The organism is Stenotrophomonas sp. 05L413 (genome assembly GCF_056397945.1).
The window spans coordinates 126,884-145,805 of sequence record NZ_JBFTOL010000004.1; the positions used below are offsets into that span (position 1 = coordinate 126,884).

Annotated in this window: 15 protein-coding genes; 9 read left to right on the forward strand and 6 right to left on the reverse strand. The window is 68.3% G+C overall.

From position 1 onward, the window contains the following. The first annotated feature begins 22 nt into the window (after positions 1-22). The 3 genes from mgtE to AC1DIQ_RS09860 all read left to right on the forward strand — a co-directional run bounded on the left by mgtE (position 23) and on the right by AC1DIQ_RS09860 (position 4,943). Positions 23-1,393, forward strand: a complete 1,371-nt coding sequence (gene mgtE, locus AC1DIQ_RS09850) for a magnesium transporter (RefSeq protein ID WP_478049947.1) — start codon at positions 23-25, stop codon at positions 1,391-1,393. A 74-nt stretch (positions 1,394-1,467) separates the two neighbouring features. Beyond that, a complete protein-coding gene (locus tag AC1DIQ_RS09855; RefSeq protein ID WP_461769679.1) occupies positions 1,468-4,197 on the forward strand; it encodes a bifunctional acetate--CoA ligase family protein/GNAT family N-acetyltransferase in 2,730 nt (909 codons plus the stop codon). Positions 4,198-4,244: 47 nt separating this feature from the next. Continuing rightward, entirely contained in the window at positions 4,245-4,943 is a 699-nt protein-coding gene (locus AC1DIQ_RS09860; protein ID WP_478049948.1) for an alpha/beta fold hydrolase, read from the forward strand. Positions 4,944-5,003: 60 nt separating this feature from the next. Here the strand turns inward: AC1DIQ_RS09860 and dkgB are convergent, their stop codons facing one another. Further along, entirely contained in the window at positions 5,004-5,807 is an 804-nt protein-coding gene (dkgB, locus tag AC1DIQ_RS09865; RefSeq protein WP_478049949.1) for a 2,5-didehydrogluconate reductase DkgB, read from the reverse strand. Positions 5,808-5,957: 150 nt separating this feature from the next. Beyond that, a complete protein-coding gene (locus tag AC1DIQ_RS09870; protein ID WP_478049950.1) occupies positions 5,958-7,172 on the reverse strand; it encodes an MFS transporter in 1,215 nt (404 codons plus the stop codon). A 126-nt stretch (positions 7,173-7,298) separates the two neighbouring features. On the opposite strand from AC1DIQ_RS09870, the gene AC1DIQ_RS09875 reads away from it, so the two are divergent. Next, a complete protein-coding gene (locus tag AC1DIQ_RS09875) occupies positions 7,299-8,201 on the forward strand; it encodes a LysR family transcriptional regulator (RefSeq protein ID WP_121041334.1) in 903 nt (300 codons plus the stop codon). Between the two features lie 30 nt (positions 8,202-8,231). Here AC1DIQ_RS09875 and AC1DIQ_RS09880 read toward each other — a convergent pair whose 3' ends face one another. After that, positions 8,232-10,364: a methyl-accepting chemotaxis protein gene (locus AC1DIQ_RS09880; protein ID WP_478049951.1), complete on the reverse strand. Its 2,133-nt coding sequence runs from the start codon at positions 10,362-10,364 to the stop codon at positions 8,232-8,234. A gap of 181 nt (positions 10,365-10,545) precedes the next feature. On the opposite strand from AC1DIQ_RS09880, the gene AC1DIQ_RS09885 reads away from it, so the two are divergent. Together AC1DIQ_RS09885 and AC1DIQ_RS09890 are read left to right on the forward strand one after the other, a co-directional pair. Further along, a complete protein-coding gene (locus AC1DIQ_RS09885) occupies positions 10,546-10,998 on the forward strand; it encodes an Rrf2 family transcriptional regulator (protein ID WP_282258044.1) in 453 nt (150 codons plus the stop codon). After that, on the forward strand, positions 10,988-11,896 hold the full coding sequence (locus tag AC1DIQ_RS09890; RefSeq protein ID WP_282258042.1) for an NAD(P)/FAD-dependent oxidoreductase: 909 nt from the start codon (positions 10,988-10,990) through the stop codon (positions 11,894-11,896). Before AC1DIQ_RS09885 ends, AC1DIQ_RS09890 begins: the two co-directional genes overlap by 11 nt. Before the next feature lie 95 nt (positions 11,897-11,991). Here AC1DIQ_RS09890 and AC1DIQ_RS09895 read toward each other — a convergent pair whose 3' ends face one another. Then, positions 11,992-12,951: an aldo/keto reductase gene (locus tag AC1DIQ_RS09895; RefSeq protein ID WP_282258041.1), complete on the reverse strand. Its 960-nt coding sequence runs from the start codon at positions 12,949-12,951 to the stop codon at positions 11,992-11,994. 173 nt (positions 12,952-13,124) lie between these two features. Here AC1DIQ_RS09895 and AC1DIQ_RS09900 point away from each other — a divergent pair, with 173 nt between their 5' ends. Both AC1DIQ_RS09900 and AC1DIQ_RS09905 read left to right on the forward strand, forming a co-directional pair. Beyond that, positions 13,125-13,985 (forward strand): class I SAM-dependent methyltransferase, encoded by an 861-nt coding sequence (locus tag AC1DIQ_RS09900; protein ID WP_478049952.1) that lies wholly within the window; start codon positions 13,125-13,127, stop codon positions 13,983-13,985. 126 nt (positions 13,986-14,111) lie between these two features. Further along, on the forward strand, positions 14,112-14,654 hold the full coding sequence (locus AC1DIQ_RS09905) for a pseudouridine synthase (protein ID WP_121041332.1): 543 nt from the start codon (positions 14,112-14,114) through the stop codon (positions 14,652-14,654). A gap of 56 nt (positions 14,655-14,710) precedes the next feature. Here the strand turns inward: AC1DIQ_RS09905 and AC1DIQ_RS09910 are convergent, their stop codons facing one another. Together AC1DIQ_RS09910 and hrpB are read right to left on the reverse strand one after the other, a co-directional pair. Continuing rightward, positions 14,711-15,100 carry a hypothetical protein gene (locus tag AC1DIQ_RS09910; protein ID WP_121040832.1) on the reverse strand — a complete coding sequence of 130 codons (390 nt, stop codon included), beginning with the start codon at positions 15,098-15,100 and terminating at the stop codon, positions 14,711-14,713. A gap of 183 nt (positions 15,101-15,283) precedes the next feature. Beyond that, complete coding sequence (hrpB, locus tag AC1DIQ_RS09915; protein ID WP_478049953.1) at positions 15,284-17,788, reverse strand: ATP-dependent helicase HrpB; 2,505 nt, start codon at positions 17,786-17,788, stop codon at positions 15,284-15,286. A gap of 92 nt (positions 17,789-17,880) precedes the next feature. Between hrpB and AC1DIQ_RS09920 the strand changes: the two genes are divergently transcribed. Next, positions 17,881-18,921 (forward strand): hypothetical protein, encoded by a 1,041-nt coding sequence (locus tag AC1DIQ_RS09920; protein ID WP_478049954.1) that lies wholly within the window; start codon positions 17,881-17,883, stop codon positions 18,919-18,921. Position 18,922: the final 1 nt, after the last annotated feature.

Sequence of the window (18,922 nt, forward strand, 5' to 3'; positions counted from 1 at the left end):
GCGATACCCACAGGCGAATACGATGAACCAGAAAGACCTGCTGCGCCCGGTGGCCGATGCCGCCTCGTTGAGCGCACCCCTCGATAATTTCAACACCGCCGACGCGGTGGAATTCCTCAACACGCTGAGCCTGTCGCGCGCCGCCGACACGCTGGCCGCGTTGCCGTTGCCGCGCGCGGTGAAGATGCTCGAGCAGCCCGAACTCAACCGCGGCGGCGATCTGATAGCGGCCATGCCGGTGGCCCGGGCGGCCGCCCTTCTCGGGCTGATGGCCGATGACCGCGCCACCGATATCGTCCACGAGCTGGACGAGGACGAGCGCGCACGCCTGATCCCGCTGCTCAGCCCGGAGGCGCGCAAGGCGATCCAGCAGCTGCTGAGCTACCCGGCGCACACCGCCGGCGCGCTGATGACCACCGAGTTCGTCAGCGTGCCCTCGGACTGGACGGTTGGCCGCACCCTGCAGCACATCCGCGAAGTGGAGCGCACCCGCGAGACCGTCTACGCAATCTATGTGCTGGACCCGCACACCCGCGCGCTGGTGCAGGTGGTCACCATGCGCCGGCTGATCACCGGGCTGCCCGAGGAGCCCATCCTCGACGTCGCCCAGGTCAACCCGCCGGTGACGGTGGATGTGCAGCTGGATCAGGAAGAGGTGGCGCAGCTGATCCGCCGCCACGACCTGCTCGCGATCCCGGTGGTGGACGCGCAGCACCATGTGCTGGGCATCGTCACGGTGGATGACATCCTGGATGCGCTGATCGAAGAATCCACCGAGGACGTGCACAAGTTCGGCGGCATGGAGGCGCTGGAAAAGCCGTACATGCAGATCGGCTTCTTCGAGATGCTGCGCAAGCGGGCCGGCTGGCTGAGCGTGCTGTTCCTCGGCGAAATGCTGACCGCCAGCGCGATGCAGCATTACGAAGACGAGCTGGCGCGCGCGGTGGTGCTGACGCTGTTCATCCCGCTGATCATGAGTTCGGGCGGCAACTCCGGCTCGCAGGCGACCTCGCTGCTGATCCGCAGCCTGGCCCTGCGTGAGCTGCGCCTGCGCGACTGGTGGAAGGTGGCGCTGCGCGAGGTGCCGACCGGCATCACCCTGGGGGCGATCCTGGGCGTGCTGGCGATCATCCGTATCGTGTCCTGGCAGCTGCTGGGCCTGCACGACTACGGCGAGCACTGGCAGCTGCTGGCACTGACCATCGGCGCGGCACTGGTCGGCATCGTCACGTTCGGCTCGCTGTCCGGCTCGATGCTGCCCTTCATCCTCAAGCGCCTGGGCTTCGACCCGGCCAGCGCCTCGGCCCCGTTCGTGGCCACGCTGGTGGACGTCACCGGTCTGGTCATCTACTTCAGCATCGCCGCGATGATCCTGCGCGGGACCCTGCTTTAACAGGGACGGAGGTAGTTAATAACAGGGACGGGGGTGATTATTAATCACCCCCGTCCCTGTTACTGTCTGGTCGCATGAGCACCTACCACCTGCAAGCCGTCTTCCGCCCGCAGTCGGTCGCCGTGATCGGCGGCAGCCCGCGTGAACGCTCCGCAGGCCGCGCGGTAATGCGCAATCTGCGCGACACCGGCTTCCCCGGCAAAGTGGCCTGGATCAATCCGCGTTACAGCGAGATCGATGGCATCCGCACCGTGAAGCGGCTCAAGGATCTGGACTGGGTGCCGGAGCTGGTGGTCATCACCGCCCCGGCCAGCATCGTGCCGCAGGTGGTGGCCACCGCCGCCGAGCGCGGTGTCAGCGCGGCGATCATCCTCACTGCCAACCTGGGCGAAGGCCCGGGCTCGCTGGCCGCGCAGGTGGAGGCGGCGGCACGGCCCAAGGGTCTGCGCATTCTGGGCCCGCACTGCCTGGGCGTGATCGCCCCGCATGCGCGCTTGAACGCCAGCATCGCCGCGCACTTCCCGCAGGCCGGTGACCTGGCCTTGATCTCCGAATCCAGCGCGATTGCCGCGGCCCTGGTGGAGTGGGGCGTGGCGCGCTCGGTCGGTTTCTCCGCCGTGGTTTCGCTCGGCGACACCCTGGATGTCGACTTCGGCGACCTGCTGGATTACTTCGCCACCGATTACCGCACCCGCGCGATCCTGCTGTACGTCGAGCACATCCGCGATGCGCGCAAGTTCATGTCGGCCGCGCGTGCCGCTGCGCGCGCCAAGCCGGTGGTGGTGGTCAAATCCGGCCGCCACATCCGCATCAATCCCGATGCCGATACCCACGTGCAGGCGCTGGCCAGCGCCGATGCGGTCTACGGGGCGGCATTCAACCGCGCGGGCCTGCTGCGCGTCAGCGCGCTGGATGAGCTGTTCACCGCGGCCGAAACACTGGGCCGGCTCGGCACCTTCCCCGGGCGTCGCCTGGCGATCCTGAGCAACGGCGGCGGGGTGGGGCGGCTGGCGGTGGACCAGCTGCTGGCCCTGCGCGGCAGCCTGGCCGAGCTGTCGCCGGCCACCGTCGCACAACTCGATGCGGTGCTGCCGCAGGGCTGGTCGCGCAGCAATCCGGTCGACATCGTGGTCGATGCCGACGGCGACCGTTACGCCGCGGCGATCGAAGCGCTGATGTCCGATACCGAGAACGACGCGGTATTGGTGGTCAACGTGCCGACCGCGTTCACCTCCTCGGCCGATGCCGCGCAGGCGCTGACCCGCACGCTCGGCCTGCGCCCGCGCCACCATCGCGACAAGCCGGTGTTCGCGGTGTGGCTGGGCAACGACGATCGTGCCACGGCCACGCTCAATGCCGCGCGCGTGCCGACCTACCCGACCGAAGCCGAGGCGGTCCGCGGCTTCCAGCATCTGGTGCGCTACCGCGACGCGCAGGCCGCGTTGATGGAAACCCCGCCCAGCCTGCCCGAGGATTTCGTGGTCGATACCGCCGGTGCCCGCGCGCTGGTGGAGGCCGCACTTGCCGCCGGCCAGCAGTGGCTGGACCCGATCGCCACCCACCAGCTGCTCAGCGCCTACGGCATTCCGTCCGCGCCGGTGATGCAGGCCCGTGATGCCCACGAGGCGATGGACCTGGCCCAGCCGCTGCTGGAGCAGGGCGCCACCGTCGCGATCAAAGTGTTCTCGGCCGATATCCCGCACAAGTCCGATGTGGATGGCGTGCGCTTGAACCTCAGTACCCTGCAATCCGTGCATGCGGCGGCCACCTCGATCATCGCGCGCGCGCATGAAAAGCGACCCGACGCGCGCATCGATGGCGTACTGGTGCAGCCGACCATCGTGCGGCCCAAGGCGCGCGAGCTGATCGCGGGTATCGCCGATGACCCGACCTTCGGCCCGGTGATCGTGTTCGGCCGTGGCGGCACCGCGGTCGAAGTCATCGACGACAAGGCGATTGCCCTGCCACCGCTGGACCTGCGCCTGTCGCACGAACTGATCGGGCGCACGCGCGTGTCGCGCATCCTGAAGGCCTACCGCGATGTCCCGGCCGCCGACGAACGCGCGGTCGCGCTGATCCTGGTCAAGCTCGCCCAGCTTGCCGCCGACATTCCCGAGATCCGCACGCTCGACATCAATCCGCTGCTGGCTGACCGCGACGGCGTGATCGCACTCGATGCGCGCGTGGCGATCGAACCGTCCCGCAAACTGCACAAGGGCCGCGGCCACCCACGCTTCGCGGTATTTCCGTACCCGAAGGAGTGGGAGCGCACCATCACCCTGTCCGACGGCGCCCCCGCCTTTGTACGCCCGGTCCGCCCCGAAGACGACGCGCTGTTCCGCGCCTTCTTCGCGCGCGTCACCGATGACGACCTGCGCCTGCGCTTCTTCCAGTCGGTGAAGCATTTCAGCCACGAGTTCATCGCGCGCCTGACCCAGCTCGACTACGCCCGCTCCATCGCATTGGTGGCGATCGATCCGCGCAGTGGCGACATGCTCGGTGCCGTGCGCCTGCACGCTGATGCGGACTACGACCGTGGCGAGTACGGCATCCTGATCCGCTCCGACCTCAAGGGCCATGGCATCGGCTGGCGGCTGATGGCGATCATGATCGAGTACGCGCAGTGGCTCGGCCTGAACATCATCGAAGGCCAGGTGCTGCGCGAGAACAGCACCATGCTGGCGATGTGCCAGAGCCTGGGCTTCAAGACCCGGCTCGACCCGGACGATTCGACGGTGATGGTGGTGACCCTGCCGGTGCAGGATGTGCAGGTGCCGCAGGCGCCCGATCCTGCAACGCACTGAGCCGATCGCGGTACGGCGCGGGCACGTGGGCGGGGCGACAATACGGCATGACTGATCGTATCCCCCTGCTGCTGCTCCCCGGCCTGCTCAACGACGCTGAACTCTGGCGCGCGCAGATCGCCGACCTGTCCGATATCGCCGCGTGCATCGTCGGCGACCAGACCCGCGGCGAGACGATGCAGGCGGTGGTCGAGGACGTGCTGGCGCAGGCACCGGCGCGTTTCGCCCTGGCTGGTTTTTCACTGGGCGGCTTCGTGGCGCAGGCGATCCTGCGCACCGCGCCGGAGCGGGTGCTGCGGCTGGCCCTGGTCGATACCTCGATCCATGCCGACTCGCCCGAGCGCGCCAAGCAACGCCAGACCCAGCGGGCCAGCGTACGCCTGCCCGGGAAATTCCACGGCTTCGGCGACACCCTGATGCGCAGCTACATCGATGCCTCGCGGCTGGATGATGACGTGCTGGTGCAGCGCGTGCGCGACATGACCGCGCGGCTGGGTGCGGACGTATTCCTGCGCCAGAGCGCATTGGACCGGGTGGATGGCCATGACATGCTGGCCGGGTACCGCGATCCGCTGTTGATCGTATGCGGTGCGAACGATCGCATCACCCCGCTGGCGATCAGCGAGGCGATGCACGCGCTGGTGCCGGATTCAACCCTGGTGGTGCTGCCCGATTGCGGCCATCTGGCCCCGATGGAGAAGCCCGACGAAGTCAGCGCGGCAATGCGGGACTGGTTGCTCCGGTAGGTGCCGGCCGGCGGCCGGCACGCACCATCCCGCGCCCGACCAGCGGTCGGGCGCTGTCCATCAATCCCAAGCCGGCGCGATCTCCTCCGGATTGGCCAGGCGATGGCCCCGATCCAGCGCCGCGATCTGCGCCATGTCCGCCTCGCTCAAGCGCAACTCGGCGGCCAGCAGATTGCCGGCGAGGTTGTCGCGCTTGGTCGAGGACGGAATCACCGCAAAGCCCTGCTGCAACGCCCACGCCAGCGCGACCTGGGCCGGGGTGGCCTGGTGGCGCGCGGCGATGGCCTGGATGACCGGGTCCTTGAGCACTTCGCCGTAGGCCAGACTCATGTAGGCGGTGACATGGATGCCCTGTTCCTTCAGGAACGCGATCAACGCGCGGTTCTGCAGGTAAGGGTGGACTTCGATCTGGTTGGTGGCGATCGCATCGGCACCGAGGATCTCGATCGCCTGGCGGGTCTGGGCGATGGTGAAGTTGGAGATGCCGATCTGGCGGGTCAGGCCCTGCGACTTGGCCTCGGCCAGTGCACCGAGATACTCGGCCATCGGCACCGCGTCCTTCGGCGACGGCCAGTGGATCAGGGTCAGCTCGACATGGTCGGTGCGCAGCTTGCGCAGGCTCTCGCGCAGGCTCTCCAGCAGCGCGTCGTGGTGGAAGTTGGCGATCCAGATCTTGGTGGTGAGGAACAGATCATCGCGCGCCACGCCGGACTCGGCGATGGCCTGACCGACCTCGGCTTCGTTCTCGTAGATCTGCGCGGTATCGATGGCGCGGTAGCCGACGTCCAGTGCGTTGCGCACCGAGTCGATCACGGTCTGGCCCTTCAGGCGGAAGGTGCCGAGGCCGAAGGCGGGAATGCTCATGGAAACTCCTTCATGGGGGTGAGGTGCAGGCTACGCCGTGCACCGTAAAGCGACGTAGAGCCGACCGTTTGTCGGCTGCGGTTGCGTGAAACGAATCGTGGGTCGGCTGTTGTCGCGTACTGCCGACCGTCGGTCCGCTGCCGGGAGCGATCAATGCGCACTCACGGCGATGCCTTCGGCGCGGTCGGCAACCCCATCGCGGCGGTCCAGGCGGCCACTCCATGCGGTCAGGCCGAAGGCGCCCATCACCACCAGAGCGCCCAGCCACGGGGTGTGCATCAGGCCGAAGTGATCGACCACCAGGCCACCCAGCGAAGCACCGAGCGCGATGCCGACGTTGAACGCGGCGATGTTCAGGCCCGAGGCCACATCGGCGGCCTGCGGGGCGAACCGCTGTGCCTGCTTGACCACGTATACCTGCAGCCCGGGCACGTTGCCGAACGCCACCGCGCCCAGCGCCAGCACGGTCAGCAGCACCAGCCAGGCGTTGTAAGCGGTGAAGGTGAGCGCGAACAGCACCGCGGCCAGCAACGCGAAGATCAGCTTCAGCGCCGGGATCGGGCCGCGGCGGTCGGCCAGGCGGCCGCCCCACAGGTTGCCGATCGCCACCGACACGCCATAGACCAGCAGCACGCCACTGACCGCATTGGCCGAGAAACCGGTCACGTCCTGCAGGATCGAGGCCAGGTAGGTGAAGGACAGGAAGGTGCCGCCGTAGCCGAGCGCGGTGATCGCATACACCAGCAGCAGGCGCGGCTGTGCGAGCACGGCGAGCTGCTGGCCAAAGGTGGCCGGTGCGCTGCGCTGCAGGTTGCGCGGGACGAACAGCAGACTACCGATCAGCGCGATCACACCGAGCCCGGCTACGGCCAGGAAGGTGGCGCGCCAGCCCAGGTGCTGGCCGATGAAGGTACCCAGCGGCACGCCGGTGACCAGCGCCACGGTGAGGCCGGTGAACATGATCGCGATCGCGCTGGCGGCTTTTTCCTTGGGCACCACCGAGGTGGCGATGATCGAGCCGATCGAGAAGAACACACCATGCGCCAGGCCGGTCAGCACGCGCGCCACGATCAGCGAGCCATAGCCCGGGGCCATCCAGGCGATCACGTTGCCCAGGGTGAACAGCAGCATCAGCGCGACCAGCAGGGTCTTGCGCGGCACGCGCCCGGTCAGCGCGGTAAGCACCGGTGCACCGACCGCCACGCCCAGCGCATACAGCGATACCAGCAGCCCGGCCGAGGGCAGGGTGACGCCGAGGTCGGCGGCGATGGTCGGGATCAGCCCGACGATGACGAATTCAGTCGTGCCGATGGCGTACGCACCCAGCGTCAACGCCAGCAAGGCCAAGGGGATACCACGGGACATGGACGGATACCGGTGGGGAGCAAGGCTGCGCAGTCTGCGCGCCGTACTCTTGCGGAAAAAGCGGCCTTCACGCCAATCACTGTTGCCCCATGGTCAATAATGGGCCCCTTCCGCCCGGCCGCCGCCATGAAAACCACCCTCGATGAGATGCAGGCCTTCATCGCGGTGATCGACAGCGGGTCGATCACCGCCGCCGCCGAACAGCTTGGCCAGACCACGTCCGGTGTCAGCCGGGCACTGGGCCGGCTGGAGGAGAAACTCGGCACCACGCTGTTGACCCGCACCACCCGTCGCCTGCAGCTGACCGAGGAAGGCGACGCCTTCCTGGCCCAGGCCCGCGCAATCGTGGCCTCGGTGGAAGCGGCCGAGGAGCAGATCGCCGCCCGGCGTCAACGCCCGGCCGGGCGCCTGCGTGTGGATGCGGCGATGCCGTTCGTGCTGCACGTGATCGCCCCGCTGGTGGCGAGCTACCGCGCGCGCTATCCCGAGGTGGCGCTGGAGCTCAACAGCAGCGAGCGCTACATCGATCTGCTGGAGCGGCGCACCGATGTGGCCATCCGGATCGGGCCACTGGCCGATTCCACCCTGCATGCACGGCCGCTGGCGCACAGCCGCCTGCGCGTGATGGCCAGCCCAGCCTACCTGCAGCAGCACGGCACCCCGCGCGATGTCGCGGCACTGGGCACGCACACCCTGCTGGGTTTCAACGAGCCCGATTCACTCAATCACTGGCCGCTGCCCGGCGCGACCGACGCGCTGCTGCACGTGCGCCCGGCGGTGGCGGTCTCCAGCGGCGAAACGCTGCGCCGGCTCGCGCTGGAAGGGGTGGGCATCGTCTGCCTGTCCGACTTCATGACCCACCGCGACCGCGAAGCCGGCACCCTGGTGCAGCTGTTGCCGGACCTCACCGTGGAGGTACGCCAGCCGATCCACGCCGTGTACTACCGCAACACGGCGGTCTCGGCGCGGATCAGCTCGTTCCTGGATCACCTGGCGCAGGCCATGGTGGGCACCCCCTACGCCCGGTAGTGCCGGCCGCTGGCCGGCACTACGGCTGCATCACGCCGCGCGCGCCAATCCGCTCACCGCCCCGCGCCCGGCATCCAGCACGAACACATCCACCGCGGCATTCAAGGCCACGGCCTGCTCTTCCATGCTGCGTGCCGCCGCGGAGGCTTCCTCCACCAGGGCCGCGTTCTGCTGCGTGGTTTCGTCCATCTGCACCACGGTCTGGTTGACCTGTTCGATGCCGGCCGACTGCTCCTGCGACGCGGCGGCGATGTCGGCCATGATGTCGGTGACGCGCTGCACGCTGCCGACGATCTCGCCCATGGTCTGCCCGGCCTGCCGTACCAGTGCTGCGCCACTGTYGACATCGGCGACGGACTGATCGATCAGCGCCTTGATCTCCTTGGCCGCACCGGCCGAACGCTGCGCCAGCGTACGCACTTCGCTGGCGACCACCGCAAAGCCGCGGCCCTGTTCACCGGCACGTGCCGCTTCGACGGCTGCGTTCAACGCGAGGATGTTGGTCTGGAAGGCGATGCCGTCGATGACGCTGATGATCTCGGCGATCTGCCGCGACGAGGACTGGATCGCGCCCATCGTGGTGACCACCCGGCCGACCACCTCGCCGCCCTGCGAGGCGACGGAGGCGGCACTGATCGAGAGCTGGTTGGCCTGGCGTGCGTGTTCGGCGTTCTGGCGCACCGTGGAGGTCAGCTCTTCCATCGAGGCGGCGGTCTCCTCCAGATTCGCTGCCTGCTGCTCGGTACGGCGCGACAGGTCGCTGTTGCCTGCAGCGATCTCGCCCGCGGCGGTCTGGATCGACTGCGCGGCCTGCTTGATGTCGCCGACGATGGTGGTCAGCTGACCGGTGGTACGCGCCATGTCATCGCGCATGCGGGCGAACACGCCGTGGAAATCGCCCCGCATGCGCGCGCTGAGATCACCGCCGGCGATCGCCTGCAGCACGCGTGAGACCTCGCCCAGATCCTGCTCGGTGGTCTGCATCAGGCGGTTGAGGCCGCCCACCATCTCGCCGAAGTCGTGCTGGTAGCGCGCTTCATCGCCGCGCTGGCTGAAATCGCCTACGGCAGCCGCTGCGGCCAACCGCTTGATCTCGGCATTGATCGCACCGAGGTTGGCCTTGGCCGTATCCAGCGCCTGGGTGATCACCGCCTTTTCGCCGGGCAGGCGCTCCATGTCCACCGACAGATCACCGACCGCGTAATGGCCCATGATCTCGATCGCGCGCAGCTTCACCTGGATATGGTTGGCGACCAGCGTGTTGGTGTCGCGCACCATCTGGCCGTAGCCGCCGGGGAACACGCTCGCGTCCATGCGGTAGCTGATCTCACCGGCATCGTGGCGCTGCGCCATCGTCGCCTGTGCGGCCAGCACGTCCTTCAGGGTCTGGGTGACCTCGCGCATCGCGGTGCCAAGGCGACCGATCTCGTCGCCGCTGCGCACCACCACGGCATGCTCCAGATCACCGCGTGCCACCGCGCGCGCGGCCGCCTCCACCGCAACCACGGGCGCGATCACCGCGCGGCGCAGCCACAGGGTGAGCACCGCCAACAGCATCAGCGCCGCCAGCGCCGTGACCATGGCCGAGGCGACCAGCGCGGCGCGTGCGCGTTCGGAGGTGGCGTTGGTTTCGTACTCGGCACGTTCGCTGGCACGCGCGGCCAGCGCATCCAGCGTAGTGCCCACGGCCCGGTCGGCGCCGAGCACCAGTGCATCGCCGGCCTGGGTGTCATAACCGCTGGCCGCGAACGCCTCGAGCGCGCCGCGGTAGCGAGCGTCCAGTGCGCGGTGCTCGGCCAGGAACTGGTTGGCCAGCGTGCGGGTCTGTTCGTCGCGGCTGGTGGCGAGCGTACCGGCCAACGCTTCGATGCGGCGTCCTTCCGCATCAAAGGCTGCCAGGTGGCGTTCGCGTTGTGCGTCGTCCGCACCGCGGATCAACACGTTCTTCCACTCCTGCACCTGCAGGCGGAACTCGCGCTGCAACAGCTCGGCCTGTGCCTTGCGAGCCACCTCGACCGGCACCTCGGCCGAGAGGTTGCGCCAGGCCGAACCCAGGCCGGCCAAGGCGGCCAGCACGATGATGACCAAGCCGAGCGACAGCGCGCCCAGCAGTTTGAATTGAAGACTCAGGGCGCGTGGACGCGCCGGTGCGGAGGACGTCATGAGAGATCAAAAGTGAGGAAGGGCGATGCGGTATCGGTCTGTCAGGAACAGGCTGAAGTGCGACGCCAATCACGGTTACCGTTCCATTAAATGTTGTGATGATGGCGTGTAGATGAAATATGGTCATGCATGGAACAAAACAGGACTGGACAGGCAACTGATATGTAACTATCGTTGTTACATGAAAGCCAGCAACCAGTTCTCCGACGCGCTGCACGTGATGGCCCATCTGGTCGGCCAGGACGGCCCGCGCACCTCCGAGCAGCTCGCCACCTGCCTGCCCACCCATCCGGTGGTGATCCGGCGCCTGCTGTCCGCCCTGCACAAGGGTGGGCTGGTCACCAGCGTGCGTGGCCATGGCGGCGGCAGCCAGCTGGCCCGGGAACCGGCGCAGATCACGCTGTATGACGTGTACGTGGCCATCGGTGCGCCTGCCCTGCTGCACACCGGCGCCCGCGAGACCGGCCGCGGCTGCCCGGTGCAGCGCGTGGTCAACGACGCGCTCGATGACAGTTACCGCCAGGCTCAGGCCCTGCTCGAGGCCCGCCTGCGCGACACCACCCTGGCCACCCTGGGCGAGGCCTTCGCCCGCCACCTGGCCCACCACGCTGCAGGAGTTCCCCATGACCTTTGATGCGATTGTCGTCGGCGGCAGTTTCGCCGGCCTGTCCGCCGCCCTGATCCTGGCGCGGGCCCGCCGTGAGGTGCTGGTGATCGACGGCGGCCTGCCGCGCAACCGCTTCGCCGCGCATTCGCACGGCGTGCTCGGCCAGGACGGCATCGCCGGCGCCGAGCTGCTGCGCAACGCCAAGACCCAGCTGCTGGACTACCCCACGGTGCGGTGGATCAGTGACACGGTCACCACCGCCCAACCGACCGTGGATGGCTTCGTGGTCGGCACCGAGAACGGTGACACCTGGGCCACGCGCAAGCTGCTGCTGGCGACCGGCATCCGCGACGAACTGCCCGAGCTGCCGGGACTGGCCGAGCGCTGGGGGCACAGCGTGGTGCACTGCCCGTACTGCCATGGCTACGAAATCGGCGGCGGCGCGATCGGGCTGCTGGGCGGGCATGAGAAATCCGCCACGATGGCCGCGCTTCTCGCCGACTGGGGCGACGTCACCCTGTTCGCACACGGCATGACGCTGGAGACCGACGACCTGGCCGCGCTGCAGCGCCGCGGGGTCAGCATCGAGCATGCGGCGGTGGTTGGCCTGGAAGGCGAGGCACCGGCGCTGAGCGCCGCCGTGCTCGCCGATGGCCGCCGGGTTGAACTGCGCGCGCTGTTCGTCACCGCGCGGCAGCACATGGCGACACCGCTGGTGGAACAACTGGGCTGCGTGCTGGAGGACAGCCCGATCGGCGTGCTGGTCCAGGTCGACGCGGGCAAGCAGACCAGCGTGCCCGGCATCTATGCCGCGGGTGATGCCACGCTGGTCGGCAACATCAGCCTGGCCAGTGCCGAAGGCGTACGCGCCGGGGTGAGCCTGCACCATGCGCTGGTCGCCGAAGACAGCCGGGCCAGCCGATAAGACCCGGGGCCCGGCCGGTCCGGGAGCGGAATGCCCAGCCCAAACGGACACAGCCGCCCTGCGGCGGCTGTCCTCCGTCAGACCTGCCGGTGGGCTCAGGCCTGTTCGGCGCTCGCCGCATCCAGCTGCTGCACATCCTGCGCCGACAGCGCGACCTTCGCGGCCGCCAGCACATCCTTCAACTGCTCGACACTGGTGGCGCTGACGATCGGCGCGGTGATGCCCGGGCGCGCGATCAACCACGCGATCGCCACCTGCGAGGGGCTCACGCCATGCGCGCTGGCTACATCGTCCAGCGCGGTGAGGATGCGCAGCCCGCGCGGATTGACGTACTTGTCGACCACGCTCTGGCCGCGCGCGCTGCTCTTGCCCGCATCGGCCGCACTGCGGTACTTGCCGCTGAGGAAGCCACTGGCCAGCGAGTAGTAGCTGATCACGCCCAACTGCGCTTCGCGCACCACCGCTTCCAGCCCGGATTCGTAGCCGGCACGGTCGTACAGGTTGTACTCCGGCTGCAGCGTTTCATAGCGCGGCAGTTTGTAGTCGGCCGATACCCTCAAGGCATCGCGCAGACGCTCGGCGCTGTAATTGGAGGCACCGATCGCGCGCACCTTGCCCTGTTCGATCAGGCGACCGAAGGCGGCCAGCGTGGACTCCAGCGGCGTGGATTCATCATCTTCGTGCGCCTGGTACAGATCGATCACGTCGGTCTGCAGGCGGCGCAGCGAATCCTCCACCGCAGCGGTGATGTTGTCGGCCGACAGGCCGGGGTGTTCGGACCACTTGGCCACCTTGGTCGCCAGCACCACCTTGTCGCGCTTGCCGCTGTGCTGGAACCAGCGGCCCAGGATGGTTTCCGATTCGCCGCCCTGGTTGCCGGGCACCCAGGCGGAATAGACGTCGGCGGTATCGACCAGGTTGAAGCCGGCATCGACGAAGGCATCGAGCAGGGCGAAGGAGGTCTTCTCGTCCGCACTCCAGCCGAAGACATTGCCGCCGAAGGCGATGGGGGCGACATGGAGGCCGGAACGACCGAGTTCGCGCGTAGCAGTCATGGGTGATGTTCTCCCTGGGAATCCTTTCCACAGCATACGGCCGGGGTGGTGACAGCGTTGCGGCAGCAGGCACAAAACAGTGTTCCGGAATGCTGCGTCGCACTAACGTTTTGTGAACACCTGTACACGCTTCGCTGCTAGGCTCGCGGCATCCCGTTACCGGAAGCTCGCCGATGAAAGCCCGTTCGTTGACCTGTGCCTGCCTGTTCACTGTTTCCACCCTGATGCTTGCCGCCCCCGCGATGGCGATCAAGCCCGCCGGTCCGAACGCGCAGGTCGCGATCACCCCGGCCGTGCAGAAGGCCGTGCAGGACAGCCGCCGCGATCCGGCCAACGTCAAGCGCGATGCTTACCGCCATCCGGCGCAGACGTTGTCGTTCTTCGGTGTCGCGCCGGGCCAGACGGTCATCGAGATCACCCCGGGCAACGGCTGGTATTCGGAGATCCTCGCGCCGCTGCTGCACGAAAAGGGCCAGTACGTCGCCGCCGTGGTCGATCCGATGGCCGTGGCGGAGGGACGTGGCCGCGACTACCAGCAGCGCAGCCGCGACGGGCTGGACAAGAAATTTGCCGGCGACGCCGCGGTGTTCGGCAAGAGCCGTGTGGTCGCCTATGACCCGAAGGCCCCGGTGTTCGGCCCGGCCAACTCGGCCGATGTAGTGCTGACCTTCCGCAACGTGCACAACTGGCGCAGCAGCGGCCAGGCCGAAGGCATGTTCAAGGGCTTCTTCTCGGTGCTCAAGCCGGGCGGCGTGCTCGGCGTGGTGGAGCATCGTGCCAAGGCCGATGTGCCGGCAGACGACAAGACCGGTTACGTGGGCCAGCCGCAGGTGATCGCGATGGCCAAGGCCGCCGGCTTCGAATTGGCCGGCAGCAGCGAGATCAACACCAATCCGCGCGACACCAAGGATTACCCGAACGGTGTGTGGACGCTGCCACCGACCAACCAGCATGACGCGGCCGATGAGGCCAAGTACCAGGCGATCGGCGAAAGCGACCGCATGACGCTGCGCTTCGTGAAGCCGGGCAAGTAAGCGACCCGCACAGGCCATGGCCCGCGCGTCCTGCTCAAAATGAACGTCATCGGCTGACGTTCGCGCGGATCGCGGCGGCGGCACGGGGATGGGACAATGGGCCATCCCACCGCCGCTGTTGCCCCGATGCTGATCGCCTTCAACAAACCGTTCAACGTGCTGTGCCAGTTCACCGACCGCAGCCAGCCGCCACGCGCGACCCTGGCCGGTTTCGGGCTGCCACCGGCGGTGTACGCGGCTGGCCGGCTGGATTACGACAGCGAAGGCCTGCTGCTGCTCACTGATGACGGCGGCCTGGCACACCAGTTGACCGATCCGCGGCACAAGGCCGACAAAACCTATTGGGTGCAGGTCGAAGGCACGGTGACCGATGAGCAGGTCCAGGCGCTGCGCCGTGGCGTGCTGCTCAACGATGGGCCAACGCTGCCGGCCGGTGTCGAACGGCTGGAACCGTCGCCTGAGCTGTGGCCGCGCACGCCGCCGGTGCGTTTCCGCAAGACGGTGCCCGATGCGTGGCTGGCGATCACGCTGCGCGAAGGCCGCAACCGCCAGGTGCGACGCATGACCGCGGCGGTCGGACTGCCCACGTTGCGCCTGGTGCGTGTCTCGATGGGCGCACATGCGATCGGCGATCTTCAACCCGGCCAATGGCGCGAGATCGGAAAATAAAAAACCGCCGGTAGCGACCGGCGGTTTCGATGCGCGTGCGGTAACGCGTCAGCGGATCAGGCGTCGCTGCCGATATCGCTGGTTTCGTCCACCACGGTCTCGTTGCGGCGGTTGCGTGCGCTGATGCGCTGCGCCTGGCCGTTCACCACGCCGCCATTGGCAAGCTTCTTCTTCTGCTGCTTGCGGTACAGCGCGTAGCCCAGCAGCCCCACGCCGACAGCGGCAGCGGCGATGGTCACGGCCGGATTGCGGCGCACCACCTTGGCGGCGACCTTGCTGCCGGTCTTGACCGCACCGAGTGCGGCGCCAGTCTTGATCCAGTCGGTCGCCTGCGGCCCGAAGTGACGCAGGTTGCTGCCGGCATGCTTGAGGCCGTCACCGGCGGTGCTGGCGATGTCCAGGGCACGCTCGAGGGCGCGGTCGGTAATCACAGTCAATCTGCTCATGGGGGGTCCTTGCCTAAAGGTTCTGATCCAGTGTCGCGCGGTGGCCGTGTAGGGCGTGTTATCCATTTGCCACGGCCGGATCACGACTGTAGCCGGTTCCCCGCGCTGCGCGAGCCACGTGCCGGGCGATGGTCAGGTGACAGCCATGAATGCGCGCATCGGGTGAGGAAGGGGGCGGCGTGCTCACGTGCCGCGCGGCTTGGCGCGGTGTGTCGCGTTCGCCGTCCACGGATCGTCCGGCCACGGATGCCGGGGATACCGCCCCTTCATTTCCTTCTTCACCTCGGCGTAGGTGTTCGCCCAGAAGTTGCGCAGGTCCTGGGTCACCTGCAGCGGGCGGCCGCCGGGGGACAGCAGGTGCAGCGTCAATGGAATGCGGCCATCGGCGATGCGCGGGGTATCGCTCAAGCCGAACAGCTCCTGCAGCTTGACCGCCAGCACCGGCGCCTGCGGGCTGATGCCGTCGGCATCCACTGTGTAATGGATCGGGCGCTCCATGCCGGAGGGCACGGTGATGCGGACCGGGGCGTGGCGATCGATCAGCTGGCGTTGCGCCCACGGCAGCGGTGACTTCAGCGCTTCGCCGAGGCTGGATTCGTCGAGGGCATCCAGGCGTGTCTTGCCGTTGAACGCGGGCGTCAGCCAGGTCGGCAGCGTCGCCATCAGCGCTGCATCGGAGACGTCCGGCAACGCCAGTTCCGGCATCCACGCGCGCACCGCCAGCGCACGCGCCTGCCATTGGCGCAGGCCCTCCGTCCACGGCAAGGCATCCAGGCCGAGTTCGGCGACGGCCTCGGTCAGGGCTTTCGCGGCGTGGGCGGGGTCCACGCGGCCGGCCGAGCGGCTGTCCAGTACGATGCGATCGAAGCGGGTCTCACGGCGGGCGACCAGTGCGCGCTTTTCGCCGTCCCAACGCACCACGTCGTCCTGCGTGAAGCGCGCCGGGAAGTCACGGCGCAGGCGGTTCTCGTCCACCGGCGCGGCGCGCAGCAGCAACGCGTCGCGTGCCTCATAGCGCAGTTCAACGGCAACCAGCCACGGCTCACCACGCAGGTCGCTGGGATCGAACAGGCGCGCGCTGCGGCCGTTGGCCAGCAGGTAGCGCAGCGGATCGGTGGGATGGCGGGCGGCGATCCGGTCCGGGAACGCATGTGCGAGCAGGTCGCCGAGCTGATGCGCTTCGACTGACGAAGGGGGCGCGGCATCACAGCGCAGGCGTCGCCGCCACTGTTTGCTGGCGGCATCGATCGTGGCCAGGCCGCCGCGGTTGGCGTCGTGGGGTGCCCGCCCGTGGCGGAACGCCGCCAGCGCCCGCCAGCGCGCGGCGAGTGCATCACCGCCCTGGCGCAGCGGATCGCGCGCTTCCACCAGCGCGGCCAGATCGCAGGCCAGGGCCAGCTCGACACCACTGCCTGCCGCCATCAGCATCGCCGCAAGGCGCGGATGCGTGCCGAGGGTCAGCATGCGCCGGCCCAGCGGGGTCAGCGTGCCGCTGTCGCTGAGCGCGCCCAGGCGCTGCAGCAGTTCACGCGCGGCGGCCAGTGCACCGGCCGGCGGTGTATCGACGAAGCGCAGGTCGTCACTGCCCCAGGCAGCCAGTTCCAGTGCCAGCGAGGCCAGTTCCACCTGCGCGATCTCGGGCCGACGCTGTGCCTCCAGCCGCTGCGACTGCGGCCACAAGCGCCACGCCCAGCCCTCGGCGACACGGCCGGCACGGCCGGCACGCTGATCGGCCGAGGCCTGCGCGATGTTCACCACGTCCAGGCGCGCGAAACCGCTGTTGGGGTCGTAACGCGGCTCGCGTGCCAGACCCGCGTCGATCACCACCCGCACGCCGGGCAGGGTCACCGATGACTCGGCCACGTTGGTGGCCAGCACCACGCGGCGCCGACCGCCGGGATCGGGCTGCAGCACCTGCGACTGCTGGTCCACCGGCAGTTCGCCGTGCAGCGGCAGCACCTGTACGGCCGGGTCGAGCACAGACTGCAGCGCCGTCTGCACACGCGCGATCTCGCGCTGGCCGGGCAGGAACACCAGTACATCGCCAGGATGCTCGGCCAAGGCCTGCTCCACCGCGCGCCGTGCCTGCGGTTCCAGTGCCTCGTCGCGGCGGGCGGGGAAGTGCGCGATCGTGACCGGGAAGCTGCGGCCCTCACTGCTCAGGCGCGGCGCATCGAGAAACTGCGCCAGTCGCTCGCCATCCAGCGTGGCCGACATCACCACGATGCGCAGGTCCTCGCGCAGCTGGGACTGCACGTCCAGCGCCAGGGCCAGGCCCAGATCAGCGGCCAGATGCCGTTCGTGGAATTCGTCGAACAGCAGCGCGCCCACGCCCTCCAGCAGCGGGTCGTCCTGCAGCATCCGGGTCAGGATGCCCTCGGTCACCACCTCGATGCGGGTCCGCGCGGAGATCTTGTTCTCGAAGCGGATGCGGTAGCCGACGGTCTCACCGACGTTCTCGCCCAGCTGCCGCGCCATGAACTGCGCGGCGCTGCGGGCGGCCACGCGGCGCGGCTCCAGCATGATGATCTTCCGGCCTTCCAGCCATGGCGCATCCAGCAAAGCCAGCGGCACCTGGGTGGTCTTGCCGGCGCCCGGTGACGCTTCCAGCACCAGGCACGTGTGGCCAACCAGGTGGTCGAGAATCTGTGGCAGCAGCGGGGAGATCGGAAAAATCGGCGCATTCATGGCGCAAGGATACGGTGTCTGCAGGGCGCGCTGATTGCCAGCCACGGGCAGGCATGCTTCCCTGTGCCGCCCCGCTGTACCCGGACGTGTAGATGTCGCGCTTGGCTCCCCTGTTGTTGTCGCTCCTTCTCATCTTTCCGTTGGCGACGGTCGGCGCTGCCAGCCCTACCGCGGTACCTGCCGAAGACCTGGGCGAGGGATTGCACATGCCCTACGACGGCCACCCGCTGGCGATGCTGCTGCGCCCTACGCTGGATGCCCGCTACCTGCCTGCCGGGTTGGACAGCGAGGCGGCGATCCGGCGCGCAGTGGCCGATGGCACGTTGCGCGAGCCGCTCTACCCCAGCCTGCAGCTGGCCAACGATCGCGCCTTTGTCTGGCTCTCGCAGTTCGGCCGCAGCACATTGGGCATGCACAGCAACACGCTGGTGCGCTGCGCCGGCACCACGGGCTTTCGCCTGCTGCTCGGCAGCGAAGACTGTGCCGACGCCCAAGCGCCCAGCCTGCACTTCGAGGGCCCGACCGACACCGAGCTGGTATGCCGCGAATGCGCGGGCGTGGGGATTCCCGAGCGCTGGCAGCGCCAGGCACCTGGCGCGCAATGCGCGCTGCCACACTGGAACCTGGACGCGGCGCGCCTGCAGTACCGCGCGTGGCTGAAGCGTTTCGACCACGACCTGCAGCCGTTCCTGCACGGCGCCAGCGAGGCGCTCTGGAAGGGGCAAGGCCTGTCGCTTCGGACAAGCGTGGTGCCGCGCTCGCGTGCCACCGCGACCTTGTTCGCCATGAGCACCGCCCCCGAGGCCGTCAGCGCATCGATCGGCATGGAGGACGCTGAGCTCCATGGCGACCTGCTGCCGCGTCTGCTGGCCCTGTTGAAGACCGCCGAGGTGGCGGGCCGGGGCGGTACCTACCCGGAACCGCTGCCGGCGTATTCTGCGTTGTGCGCGGAAGTCTGGTATCTGCGCAATCCCACAGGTGGCATGGTCGATGCCAGCCTGGTACCAGGCGACATCCTCGAACGCGATGGGTACCCGTTCATCACCGTGATGCGCGACGGCGACCGGATCGTGCTGACTGGTCTGTCGCGTGAACTGGTGCAACGGCTGCTCACCGGGCCTGATCCGGAGTGAG